Annotated in this window: 12 protein-coding genes; 8 read left to right on the top strand and 4 right to left on the bottom strand. The window is 49.6% G+C overall.

What is annotated here, in order from left to right:
• Positions 1-193 precede the first annotated feature (193 nt).
• From ACNQKP_RS08430 to ACNQKP_RS08415, 4 genes are read left to right on the top strand one after another with little or no spacing between them, the layout of a single operon-like run.
• Entirely contained in the window at positions 194-3205 is a 3012-nt protein-coding gene (locus ACNQKP_RS08430) for a hypothetical protein (protein WP_417864133.1), read from the top strand.
• The gene (locus ACNQKP_RS08425) at positions 3205-3666 is read left to right on the top strand and encodes a hypothetical protein (protein WP_417864131.1); all 462 of its coding nucleotides are present in this window, start codon (positions 3205-3207) and stop codon (positions 3664-3666) included. The genes ACNQKP_RS08430 and ACNQKP_RS08425 overlap by 1 nt, the downstream gene beginning before the upstream one ends.
• Entirely contained in the window at positions 3663-4649 is a 987-nt protein-coding gene (locus ACNQKP_RS08420) for a hypothetical protein (RefSeq protein ID WP_417864130.1), read from the top strand. Before ACNQKP_RS08425 ends, ACNQKP_RS08420 begins: the two co-directional genes overlap by 4 nt.
• A 19-nt stretch (positions 4650-4668) precedes the next feature.
• Positions 4669-5913 (top strand): EF-hand domain-containing protein, encoded by a 1245-nt coding sequence (locus ACNQKP_RS08415; RefSeq protein ID WP_417864129.1) that lies wholly within the window; start codon positions 4669-4671, stop codon positions 5911-5913.
• Between the two features lies 1 nt (position 5914).
• Here ACNQKP_RS08415 and ACNQKP_RS08410 read toward each other — a convergent pair whose 3' ends face one another.
• On the bottom strand, positions 5915-6403 hold the full coding sequence (locus tag ACNQKP_RS08410; RefSeq protein WP_417864128.1) for a TlpA family protein disulfide reductase: 489 nt from the start codon (positions 6401-6403) through the stop codon (positions 5915-5917).
• On the bottom strand, positions 6404-7804 hold the full coding sequence (locus ACNQKP_RS08405; RefSeq protein ID WP_417864127.1) for an ABC1 kinase family protein: 1401 nt from the start codon (positions 7802-7804) through the stop codon (positions 6404-6406). It abuts the gene before it with no gap.
• Between the two features lie 48 nt (positions 7805-7852).
• Here ACNQKP_RS08405 and ACNQKP_RS08400 point away from each other — a divergent pair, with 48 nt between their 5' ends.
• Both ACNQKP_RS08400 and ACNQKP_RS08395 read left to right on the top strand, forming a co-directional pair.
• The gene (locus tag ACNQKP_RS08400; RefSeq protein ID WP_417864125.1) at positions 7853-9160 is read left to right on the top strand and encodes a cryptochrome/photolyase family protein; all 1308 of its coding nucleotides are present in this window, start codon (positions 7853-7855) and stop codon (positions 9158-9160) included.
• Positions 9161-9169: 9 nt separating this feature from the next.
• The gene (locus ACNQKP_RS08395; RefSeq protein ID WP_417864123.1) at positions 9170-10540 is read left to right on the top strand and encodes a TIGR01777 family oxidoreductase; all 1371 of its coding nucleotides are present in this window, start codon (positions 9170-9172) and stop codon (positions 10538-10540) included.
• Here ACNQKP_RS08395 and gloB read toward each other — a convergent pair whose 3' ends face one another.
• Positions 10541-11296 (bottom strand): hydroxyacylglutathione hydrolase, encoded by a 756-nt coding sequence (gene gloB, locus ACNQKP_RS08390; RefSeq protein ID WP_417864122.1) that lies wholly within the window; start codon positions 11294-11296, stop codon positions 10541-10543.
• Between the two features lie 109 nt (positions 11297-11405).
• Here gloB and ACNQKP_RS08385 point away from each other — a divergent pair, with 109 nt between their 5' ends.
• Entirely contained in the window at positions 11406-11843 is a 438-nt protein-coding gene (locus ACNQKP_RS08385; protein ID WP_417864121.1) for a (2Fe-2S)-binding protein, read from the top strand.
• Here ACNQKP_RS08385 and ACNQKP_RS08380 read toward each other — a convergent pair.
• Complete coding sequence (locus tag ACNQKP_RS08380; RefSeq protein WP_417864119.1) at positions 11840-12100, bottom strand: (2Fe-2S)-binding protein; 261 nt, start codon at positions 12098-12100, stop codon at positions 11840-11842. The genes ACNQKP_RS08385 and ACNQKP_RS08380 overlap by 4 nt on opposite strands.
• Positions 12101-12229: 129 nt before the next feature.
• Here ACNQKP_RS08380 and greA point away from each other — a divergent pair, with 129 nt between their 5' ends.
• Positions 12230-12718, top strand: a complete 489-nt coding sequence (gene greA, locus ACNQKP_RS08375; protein WP_417864118.1) for a transcription elongation factor GreA — start codon at positions 12230-12232, stop codon at positions 12716-12718.
• Positions 12719-12729 lie beyond the last annotated feature (11 nt).

Genomic DNA, 12729 nt, shown 5'->3' with positions numbered 1-12729 from the left:
TTCCAGCCCGGCATTGCCGGGCTTTTTCTTTTGCACAATCTCTGTCTGAGTCAGCTTCACTCCTCAGTCCGCGCACTTTGCATCAGCGTGAGACGGAACTTCATTTCAATTACTTAAACATTAGCGATTTCCATCAGTTTTTTCACATAATTACCGATAAAGGTACGGGCCTAGAAAATAAGGAACCATTTATATGCTGAATTCGGTACGTAACACCAAAGGTAATATCTTGCTGCAAATCCTCGCGGCCACCGCGGTGATGAGCACGTCGTTTTACTTTCTAACGAATTACGTGATCGGGCAAAGGCAGCAGGTCAGTAAGACCTCCAACGTCGTAAACCTGCGATTTGCTTTGAACAGTGCTATGGACTATGTGATCTTCGGGGTCCGTCAGAAGTACTGTTTTTCCAATGACAACTTGTTGATGAATGACCTGGGGGCTGAGTGTAATCTGGCGCACACCGGTAGCGTGGAGCGCTTGATCATGTCTACTGAGCAGGAAAACTTTATTCGTCAGTTGGTGGGTGACGGCAAAAACGTCGGTCCGCTTGAATCCAATGCGCTAACACAGAATAAAATTCGTTTGAAGACTATTGTGCGTTTGCTGGAGGTTGGCAAGGCGACAACAACACATCCATTGTTCCCGGTTCTGGAGAGCTTGAAAACAGTTCGCAATGAAAACGGTGATGTTGTTAAAGTTGCCGCTATTCGTGTGACCTTGACTCGCAATGAAAGTATCAACCTGCCTAAAGCGGGTCGAGAAGTTTATGTCGATTCCCGTGTGGATCTGGTGGATTCATTGGGCAATATAAATCCCATCAAAGTGGGCAACAAAGAGCTGAGCCTGAAATCCCAGATCGTTATTTACCCGCGTGAGGTGGGCTCATTTGCCTTGTTAGTGCCGCAGGATCTGTACATGGATCGCTCCTGGGATTCGCCAATGAATGCCGGTGACGTGGCTTTACACAAGTTTACGAGCCGTAAAGAAATGGCAGGAAGCTCCGGTCTAGTTTTCCAAAGCCCCGTGTTTGTAAATCGCAATATTTATCTGCCGACGGATGAAGCGGGAGATGATGCTTCCCCGGACTCAATCAATTATGCGGGTGTGACGTTTGCAGACCGCGTGTACATGGGTAACGGTGATATTATGACTTCCAAAGGGAAGTTTTCGCCAAGAAGCTCCGGCCAGATGGGCGACCGGTTCTGGGCTGACGTACGCACTTTTGGTGGCTTCCTTAAAGGGGTTGAAAATGACGGGGGTCTAGATGCAGGCCTCGTCTATCTTGCTGATAAAACCAAAAGCATTAACGTGGATAAAACCCTGATGGCGAAGTGTCAGGACATGAGTACCAAACAGGCCGATAAAACCAGCGTTTATAAGTCTGAGCTGGGTGCTCGTATGATTGATGAACGCTATAACGAAGCTGATTATCGTCTGTATCTTTCCAATTGGAACTATTTCAGCCGTCAAAGTAACGCACTGACCATTGATAAATCCAATTGGGGCAATGGTAAGGTGGTTGTTGATTCCAACGACTATAATGATGCTGTCGTGAAGATTCTTCTGGCCGTCGGTGATCGTACAGTGGAGGCTCAGTTGCCGCGCTCGGGAACGGTGACGTTCACTCCGGAAGTGGGATCTGCCGCTCTTGAAGCGACATTGAGAAGCAAAGTTAAATCCTCACAGGCTACCTATGATGCAGCGGTCAAGTCCGAAGCTGATTTGACCAAGTCGCTTTCAGCGTATCGTTCAGATCTGAAGGACAAAGAAGCTGACTTGGCTGCAGAAATGGAAAAGCCAGTTAAAGGCAGTCTTGCTGGTGGCAGCACTGGCTCTGGTACAGGCACAGGAACTGGCACTGGTACTGGTACTGGTAGTGGATCTGGGACCAAAACAATCGAAAAAACTTTGGAAACTGAAGAAAAAGTCGAAGATTCTGGAGTTGCGGATACAGGCACGGGCTCCGGCTCAGGGTCTTCCACTGGCGGCGGAACCAAAATCGACTATCGCGATGAAAAGCTTGTTGCCGAACTTGAAAGAGCTATCAGTGATTTGAAAAAGCTGATCAGTGATTTGAACAATAATAAAATTCCGGCGCAGTCTTCTGTGGTCAATCTGGCTTCCAAACAACTGGATACCGACAAAACCGCATTGAATACTTATGAGCTGCAAAAGGCCAATCCGCCAAAAATTACGGTGCAGGTTTCCAAGGCTTCCAACGCTTACTACTTTGACAAATTGAATCTGGAAGTGACTGCGAAAAATGTGCAGAACATGATCGACAAGAACGGAAACTATTCTGAGCCATTTATCGGGGTTCAGGCTTATGACAGTACTTATTATAAGAGTAATCCGATTGACCCTAAGAATGAGAATGGCAAGTTGATGGGCTACATCAACATGACCTTTAACGGCAGTAAGACTGAATTGAACTTCCCGTCCAGCATTTCTCGTGTGCCTAAAGGTGGTTCTGCAGTTCAACTGGCAGAAGATAACGACCTTGAGACAATGATGACCGAATGTGCTAAAGCTTACGGAACAATGACGTCGGCTTCCTTCGGTGGTGCTGGTTGGGACGTGAGTTTTGCTCCGACGGCCCGTACATCCTGGAACTTTGCGGGTGCCGACAGCAGCAAAGATATGAAGGCGGACCCGGCATTGGCGACGTTTGAGTTCGACAATATGACTCAGGCCAATGCAACCTTCCAGGTTCGTTCCATCGTCGGTAAGTGTGTGATCAAGGCAAGCTCCACGTTTGTGACGGGTTTTATGACTTGTGATGAACTTCACATTGAAGCCAGAAGCACGCCTTTGAGAATCATAGGTACCTTTATTGTGGGGCGAATGAAAATTGATCCGACGGCGATTAAAGCCGGTATCAATTGGAGCAGTGTGTACCATCCTCAAGCCACACGTGAATTGCGTGCGGCGGGAAATCCACGAATACTGCACTCGTTCAGCGGTGCCGATTGTAACTCAACCAGCAACGAACCGATCTGGCATCCGATTCCATCAATTAAGGCCGTTGCTGACCGCATGAGTTGTAATACGATCAGTCTTCGGGCCAAAGCAGATCCATTCCAGTGGACAGCGGTGGATCCGGACTGTGGTATCGCGGCAGGAACCATGGCGTCGAACACCACATGTAAGCGTCGACTGGTTCGCTTCTTCGTTGTGGAACAATCCCGTGAGGGAGGTATCTAATGAAAATGCAGAACGTAATTCGAAACAATAAAGGTCAGACCATTGTTGAAGCCATTGTGGGCTTTGGTTTGATCACGATGGTGGGATTGACCTTTGTGGGGGGAATGGTTTCTTTGCGAAACACCACCAAAAGCACGATCCTGCTTTCTTCGACTGACAAGCAGGTTACGGATATTGCGGAGAATATCAAATCTGGTGTTGAAAATTACCAGATCACCTATGATTCCAATCGAAGTGTGTCTGAATTGTTGAATCCGGATACGCTGCCAATGGCATGGGATAACGGTAAAGTGGCTTTGCGCAAGGAGTGTGATACCTGCCAGGGCACCTATGGCTATGTGATTCAGCCTTATCCGGAATTCCGCGGACTTTATAAAGTGACGTTGCGAGTGACCCACAAGTCGTGGATAGAAAAGGGTGAGGCCTTTAAAGACTATCATTTCGTGGTGAGTGCAAAATGAAGAATTTAAATAATCACGGTTTAACAGCAGTTGAGTTGGTCATTGGGGTCGGTTTGGTCGCCATCCTGACAAGTGTCGTGGTAACGACGCAGCTGACTGTCAGCAAAGATCAGATGAAGCTGACCAAAGAGCTGGAAGACTCCATTGATACCAAGCTGGCAGAGCGCATTCTGTTCAGTGACTTCAATAACGTGGATCCTTCCTATAATAATCTGACCGTAAAGGATGACGCCGGGAAAATGTTCTTTGACTATTATCCCGATGTGCCGGCTAACGCGATTAAAAATGGTCTGGAGCGGGAGGCTACGCTGTCTCTGACCGGCCGGAAGGACTTTGTGATCATGACACAGGATGCGGCGGCAGGTGGTGTCCTGGTTTACGATCCTGTTTTTGCATATGAGGTCGGTCCTGCGCCGGATGACTTTAACGTGGCTGCAAGTCTAACTTTCAAAGGTTTGAACTATAACGATAAGGTGGCGTCGCAAAGACCTGCTCTATGGAACAGTGGTCGCACGGTCATGCTGGATACACCAGCCAGACTGCGTCCGCTTGTTAATGGAGTGCCGAATATGCAGGTGGCACCGCGAAGTCCGGTCTATGTTGGAACAGTTCATGGAATCAGCACGGTTTCAGACTCCAACATCAGTCAGTATGTGAATATGGACCATCCGGAAACCGGTGAGACTCTTGCTTCCGCAGACTTGTTCCTGCGTCGTGCGCCTTCCATTGGCGGTGGTCAAAGTTTGATCCGTCTTCGGGCTGTCCATTTGATTAAATACTATTTGGAAGAAATGAAAGAAACCGGCAGCACACAGCGCATGGCGAGACTGTACAAGGTGAATTATTCAGAAGGGCGTTGGGGAACGCCGGTTTTGCTTGCCGATCGTGTCGAGCAGTTAAGCCTTCGTCGCGATTCGATTCTGAAACGAATGATTTATTTTAAAGTAAAGAAAGTTAAGACAACGCAGACGGCAGGTCTGTAGTCCGTTTTTGGGGGAAATTATGGGGAACAATAAATTCAAAATGATCGTAGTCGCGGGGATGTTGGTCTCTGGCGCGGCTCAGGCTGAAGACAAAGACTTCCCGATGTCTGTGAACAGTGCCAGCTCCGGAGAGACCGTAACGGCAGCTCCAGCATCCGGCATGGTCAGTCGAGCGGCCAAAGATGTGGTCACAGTTAGGCTGAATAACTCGTGCTTCCCAACGAACCTTCGTGGGGTGACGAATCCTTTGGCTGCTTCAGCGATTGTGACAGCGAACTTCACTCTGGTGCTTGGTGGTAAAGACTATACCTTCTCGGTGAAGTATCCTAGTGATCTGGTGCTGAAGTCCGGAATGACAACGGCAAATCCAGCTCCGATGGCGCAGGATAAATTTGTCGTGACAGGGGCTTCAGGCACGGCCGCGTTATTCGGAAATGCCGTGGTGATGAAAACCAAAATTCCAACATCAGTCAGTGTGGATTCTTCAGGTCAGGTCCTGATCCCGGAAAAAGGGGACGTGTCCCTGAAATCCTCCAGTTTCAACCAGGAAGTGGACTGCTCTGGGAACCAGGCTATTTACGGACAATACGGCTATTCGTCTTACACTCCGACACGCAAGTGTGGTGACTTCATGGGGAAATCCGGAGCCATCACAGCCTCCTTCGGCGGTATCTCCGTATCTGCCGACAAATCCGTGGTGGACATCAACGTGTCCTTCCCGGGTGAAACGGGCTTCTGCGGTGGTTACTGGTCACCTTTGATGGTCTTCTTTGATGATCAAAGACCAAACTTCAACAACATGAGTGACTTCCCGCTGAATCCGGTCGGCAAGACTCACTGGCCGGAAGCAAATGCTCCAGGCTGGTTCGTGGCTTTGGATCGCGACAAGTCCGGCAAGATCGACCAGAAGGATGAGTTGTTCGGTGATAACGCTTCTGAAGTGAATGGATTTGAGGTCCTAAGAGCCTTTGATTCCAACAAGGATGGCGTGATTGATCACCGTGACAAGGATTTCAAAAAACTGGTGATGTGGCAGGATAAAAATGGTGATGGCATTTCCCAGAAAGAGGAGATGATCGCGCTGCACACGAAAGTGACCAAGATCTCGCTGAACTATGAAAAAGGAGTGGTGAGTCCGATTGGTGCTTATGCAGAGGCCCGCGAGCGCGCCGACTTCTGGTATAAAGACGGCAAAAAGATCAAAAAAGGCAAAATCGTGGATATCTGGCTGGCACCGGCAGAGACCAAGCTTAGCCAGAGATAATTTACTGCTTTAAAAGTTCCTGAATTTTCTTTTCCAAAGCCTGTGAGTTTTTTTCGTCGTAACCACGATAAAAAACCACAGGCTTTAACTTTTTATCAAAGACATAAAGCGTTGGCAGAGCGAGAACTTTAAAGTCCTCCAGTACCAGACGTCCTTGATCATGAAACAGCGGGAAATCAAGCTTTACGGTCTTTAAAAAGGCATCACGCTCCGCAGCCTCTTCATCCTCGTTCACCCCAAGCACCACCAGCCCCTGATTGCGGTACTTTTTGTAAAGGCTGTTATAGTGAGGAAGGGCGGCTTTACAGGGCTCACACCACGAAGCCCAGAAGTCCACCAACACAACTTTGCCTTGAAGATCCTCCAGATTTTTGATGTCGCTTTTGTTTAAACTCACGGTCGGCAGACGTTTGAATTCAGCAGTGGAGGGCATTTCTTTGGCAAAAGCAGAGGCTGCCAAAAACAGAATCAGAACAGTCAGAAATCTCATTTAAGAGATCCTTTCAATGTATTTCAGTAACAAATCCCGTCCGCGCACTTTGGCGCGCAGGACTGCCAGGAAGATAAAGACCCCACCGGTCTTGCGATCCAGGAAGATGATCTCGCGCGGTGGTGTGCGGAAGTGGAAGCCTCGGATAATCTGAAACACCTTCTTGGAAAGACGCTGGGGCAGTGTGGTGTTTTTCCAGTCGTAAGTGCCATCGGCAGCAATCTGCCCCTGGTTGTTGCGGGGATCGTTGTATTCAATGAAGGGTTCGACCGTTTCAAAGCAGAACTCTTCAAAGACCTGCTTAAGGACCGGATTGTCATTGTCGTGGACGAACCTTAAGTCCATGGCGGCCTTTAAGAAAAGATCCCGGTCATTGAACAGCGAACCCTTGACCATGCGGCGATACGGCGTCAGGAAGTCCAGATCGTAAGAACGGGTGGCTCCGAAATCAAACAGAACCAGCTGGTCACGCCCCTGTGGATCGATACGAATGCGGTAATTGCCGGCATGGGGGTCGGTCTGAACGACGCCCCATTCGAAAATCTCTTTGAAGTAAAGATCCAGGAAATTCAGCGCCAGACGATTGCGTCTTTCCTGCGGCAGGCTTTGAATCAGGGAATCATCAGCGCGCAAGCCTCTTTCAAATGTGGTGGCCAGAATACGGGGGCCTGAAAACTCTCGAAGGACTTTCGGAACCACAAAGCGGCTGTCACCAGCTAGGCGGTTGTGGAAGTCTTCGGTGAGGCTTGCTTCCAGCTCATAGTCAGTTTCCTGCACCAGCATTTCACGGACCTCGGCAAATATCGGATCCATGTTGAAATCTTTAGGCAGAAGCTTCAGGGTCCCCAGAAGCGTCTTGATCGCGCGAAGATCGCTGTCGATGGCGCGATCCACATTCGGGTACTGAATCTTGAGCACAATGCTTTCGCCGGTGGCTTTGATGCGCGCACGGTGAACCTGCCCCATCGAAGCCGATGCCAGGGCCTCTTTTTCAATTTCCAAAAGCTCCAGCTTTTCCGGTGGCAGTTGCTTTTTCAAAGTCGGCTCGATCGCCTCCCAGGAAAGAGGTGGGGAGTCGTGCTGCAGGGATTTCAGCAGATCATTGGCCTCTGGCGGCAAAAAATGTTCGCCATACATGGATAGCATTTGGCCGGCCTTCATCAGGCTGCCTTTCAGCTCCCCCAGTTCGGCACTGATGTTTTGGGCCTGGTTTTGCAAAAGCTGCTTCCAGGTTTCCTCTTTGGATTCTTTGGATTTTAAGGCGGTGGTGACCCCGTGCTGGGCGATGGAAGCACCTGCTTGGATGGTCAATTTGGCTAGTGAAAGACTGCGCGAAAAGACCGAGGATTTGATCTTCTCGATCTTTTTTGTATGTTTTTTGGCAGACTTTTTTTCGTCCATAGAATCCCAATTTACCTTAAGTAGTCGAAATGTTAAACTTTTATTCCTATGTCAAAAGTCACAGTTTTTTGGTTCCGCCGCGATCTCCGTCTAGATGATAATGCGGGGCTGTATCACGCCCTTAAAGAACGCTCTGCGGTGTTGCCGCTGTTTATCTTTGATTCTGAAATCCTGGAAAAGCTCGACGACCCGGCGGATGCGCGGGTGACGTTCATTTATGACCAGATTCAGGATCTTAAACAGCAGTTGAAAACCAAAAAATCCGATCTGTTGGTTCGTCATGGCAAGCCATTGGAGATTCTTAAGGATCTGTCAGCGGAGATGGAAATTGAAGCCATTTACACCAATCATGACTATGAGCCGGCGGCCCGCAAACGGGATGAAAAGGTGGCGGCCTGGGCGGCGCAAGAGGGCGTTGAGTTTCTGACTTTCAAGGACCAGTGCCTGTTTGAAAAAGATGAGATCCTGACCGATGCGCGAAAACCCTACACGGTGTATACGCCTTACAAAAACAAGGTATTGGCAAACCTGACTCCGTTTTATCTGAAGTCGTATCCCAATGATCTGTATGAAAGCAGTTATGCCAAAGTCAAAAAAACAGAGGCGATGCCGACATTGAAAAGTCTGGGCTTTGAGCGCAGTCAGATCGAGTTCCCACCCATGGATCTGTCCACTAAAATGCTGAAGACCTATCAGGCGACGCGGGACTTTCCGGCCAACGAAAAGGGCACATCCCATCTGGGGCTGCATTTGCGCTTTGGGACTTTGAGCGTGCGGGAACTGGCGCGCGAAGCTAAAAAGTATTCACCCGTTTGGTTGAGTGAGCTTATCTGGCGTGATTTCTTTATGCAGATCTTGTGGCATTTTCCCCAGGTGGAAAAGCAAAGTTTCCGTCCCGAATACGATAAAATCGCCTGGCGTACATCCAAGGCGGATTTTCAGAAGTGGTGCGAAGGACGAACCGGGTACCCCCTGGTGGATGCAGGCATGCGTGAACTGAATGCCACTGGATATATGCACAACCGCGTGCGCATGGTGGTGGCGAGTTTCCTGTGCAAGCACCTTTTGATTCATTGGTATGAGGGCGAGCGTTACTTTGCCAAAAAACTTTTGGATTATGATTTATCAGCCAACAATGGCAACTGGCAGTGGGCGGCGGGATCGGGCTGTGATGCGGCTCCGTATTTTAGAATCTTCAACCCGCAAACTCAGTTTGAGAAGTTTGATCCGGATGGCAAATATGTGCAAAAATGGGTTCCAGAGTATGGAACGGATGAATATCCAGAGCCTATGGTGGATCACAACGAAGCCCGCGGTCGCTGTTTACAGGCATTCACCAAGGTTCTAAAAAAGTAGGAGGCAGTCATGCGAATTCTGATGACCGGAGCGACCGGATTGATCGGACGGGAGTTGGGAAAGGTTCTGGCGGAAAAAGGCCATGACCTTTATGTCGTCAGTCGTGATCAGGCCAAGGCCCGCGAACAGCTGCCTTTTCCCTGTGAAATCATCGAAGGGGACTTGAACACAAACCCCCTGCATGATTCACGTCTGGCCGGTGTTGAGGTCGTTTTCAATCTGATGGGTGAATCCATTGCAGGCGAACGCTGGAGCGAGGAAAAGAAAAAGCGCATTTATCAGTCCCGGGTCATTGGCACGCGCCATTTGGTACAAAGTCTGCCCGAAGGCTTGAAATGTTTCATCTCCTCTTCTGCGATGGGAATTTATGGGGATCAAAGCGACACACCACTGACTGAAGAGTCTGCGCATGGGGATGATTTCCTGGCCAACGTTTGCAAAGAATGGGAGGCTGAGGCAGCCAAGGCGCCGGGTCGGTCGGTCTTTGTTCGTACCGGGATTGTGCTGGCAAGGCAGGGCGGGGCATTGGATCAGATGCTTTTCCCGTTCCGCAGCGGTGTCGGCGGGGTTCTTGGCGACGGCAAGCAGTGGATGAGCTGGATTCATTTGCAGGATATTGTCGGTCTGTATCTGTTTGCTCTCGAGCATCACGATGTGGAAGGCGCGCTGAATGCGGGGGCTCCGCATCCAGTCACCAATCGGGAGTTCTCTGAAACGCTGGTGCAGGCTTTGGGGACTCGTCTGGGGCCGGCTGTACCTCTTTTTGCTTTGAATGTTTTATTTGGTGAGCTGGCGAAGTCCTTGGTGGCCTCGGCTCGCATGGTCCCGGACAAGGCGCAGCGCTTGGGATACAAGTTTCATTATGAAAACCTGCTGGAGGCGCTGAACGAAATCTGTCTGCCATTTAAGATGGGGGAAGAGATTTTCGTGGCTGAGCAGTTTGTCCCGGCACCTCCGGAAAAGCTGTTTCCGTTTTTCAAGGATGCCCACAATCTGGAGCGCATCACGCCGCCCACGCTGAATTTTTTGATCGAGAAAATGTCGACGCCGGAAATCGGTCAGGGGACCTTGATCGATTATCGTCTGAAAATTCACGGCGTTCCGGCCAAATGGAAAACCGAAATCGATGAATGGCAGCCGCCTTTTAAGTTCGTCGACAATCAGTTGAAAGGTCCGTACCGGCTGTGGCATCACACGCATGAATTCCGTCCGTTCTGTGGCGGGACTTTGTTGGTGGACCGGGTTCGCTACCGTATGCCGATGGGCTTTTTGGGATGGCTGGTGGCAAATCGTTTCGTCAGGAAAGATGTGGAAAACATCTTTGCCTTTCGTCGCAAATACATCGCCAATATGGGAACGCTGCCAACCAAGACGGATTGATCACTGACGGTTGCGCAGCTCGCGCAGGTATCTGAACTGTTCAACGTCTTTGGCCAGCAAGAAGGGGTTTGTGCTTTCTTCAATGGAAAGCTTCAGGGGAACGCTGGGGCGCCCCAGTTCCCGGCGATTGGAAAGTTCGTTGGCGTAAAGTTCCAGCGCCTCGGAATCGCCGGTGATCGGGGTGTTGTCCTGAATTGTCAGAATCCGGCAGAAATCCAGATTGCGTTCGGTGTATTCATGCGTGCAGTAAATCAGCGTTTGCGGCGGAAGCTTTTTGATCCGCTGAAGACTTGTATAGGCCTGTTCGTGACTGCCTTCAAACAATCGTCCGCAACCCAGTCCAAAAATTACGTCACCGGAAAAAAGCCATTTGTGCTGAGTATCCCAGTAAGCGATATGCCCCAGAGTGTGACCGGGAAGCTCCAGAATGGTGAATTCCCAAGGGGACAGTTTCAGCAGGTCGCCCTCTTTCAGCCAGTGATCTGCCTGGGGGATCTGCTTCTGGTTTTTTTCAGGGGCGTACGCCGGACAGCCGAAGGTGCTCTTAAGTGCAGTGACTCCGCCAATGTGATCCGAGTGATGATGAGTCAGTAAAATGGCTGTTAGGTCGAGCTTTCTTTCGCGCAGGAACTCGGTGACCGGGCCCGCATCGCCCGGATCCACAACAACGGCCTTTTTTGTGGCTTCGTCGATCAATACGAAGACATAGTTGTCGTCAAAGATGGGGATCAGCTCGACATGTTCGTTTTTCACCATGTCTTATTCTTGCAGTTGGGACTGCTTTCGACAAGACCAAGGTGGGTTTGATTAACAGCACAACTGGTCTTGGGCAAACTGGGATTTTACACTAAAATGAGAACTTATTATGAAGATCAAAGTAGAGCTTGAAGGCCGTGATTTTATTGAAGTGCAATGCCAGGGTGACAACACCCAGGCTCCCGGCGCGGTGGAAAAGGTTTCGATCATGGGGTGTTCCCAGTTTATGGATATGATGCAGACCATGCGCAAAAACTTTGGTGCGGACCTTAAGAAGTGGCCTGTACCAGAGGCTCAGGATCACTCAAGCCTGCTGTTGCGTGAAATGATTCTGCGTTTGCGTGGGGAATGGGCTTTCCCATATTGCGAAGAAGAGCTTTGCCATTGCCGCTCCGTTTCGGCGCACACTGTGGATCAGGCGATTATTGCGGGAGCTCATTCCACAGAGGTAGTCAGTCGTCAGACCAATGCCAGTACCAATTGCGGGACCTGTCGTCCTGAAGTTCAAAAAATCATCGATTTCAGATTGGGTAAAAAGTCGGCCTAATCCTTTTTCGGGGGCACCGGGGCTTTTCCGGTAAGGTCTTCGGTGATCTTATCGGGGAATGTCCCGTTTTTTAGATAATAATCCAAAAGAGGGCCCAGTTTACGGCGGCAAGAGCCCCCGCAAGGTCCAACCCCGGCCGACGTTGTATCGAAGATGTCATTCAGGGTGGTGGCGCCGTTTTTAATGGCCTGCTCAATGGTCTCTCGACTCACGTTATTGCAACGGCAGATGATTTCGGTCTTTTTCTTGGCGCCCATGGATCAATTGTAATGCCCCGCATCTGAAAAGGATACTTCTGAACCCTTAGTACTGCTAAGCGTCATAAGTGCATTGAAAAGCCCGCCGGAATCCTGTAAAACAAATGTCCTTCTAACACTGGAGCTGAAATGGCTATTGCTACACCTGATAAACTTCCTATGACCATCCGCGGAAAAGCGCTGCTGGATGCAGAGTTGAAAAAGCTTCTGTTGGAAGAAAGACCGTCCGTAATTTTGGCGATCGAGGAAGCTCGTGCTCAGGGCGATATTTCTGAGAACGCTGAATATGAAGCTGCTAAAGAGCGCCAGGCTATGATTGAAGGTCGTATTGCTGAAATTCAAGGCAAACTGGCTGGTGCGGATGTTATTGATACTTCTCAAATCAAAGCAGACCGTATCGTTTTCGGTGCGTTTGTGAAGATCGTAGACACTGAGTCCGAAGAATCCTTCCAGTACCAGATCGTTGGTGTGGATGAAGCAGACGTGAAAAAGGGCATGATTTCCATCCTGTCTCCTTTGGCGCGTGCGCTGATCGGTAAAAAAGACTCTGACACCGTGACAGTACAAAGCCCTAAAGGCGACAAAGAGTTCGAAATCATCTCTTTCGAGTATAAGTAATTTTCTTGTCG

The sequence above is a fragment of the Bdellovibrio bacteriovorus genome (assembly GCF_048286975.1).
GTDB lineage: Bacteria > Bdellovibrionota > Bdellovibrionia > Bdellovibrionales > Bdellovibrionaceae > Bdellovibrio > Bdellovibrio bacteriovorus_H.
This window is presented reverse-complemented; position numbering and strand designations above follow the sequence as displayed.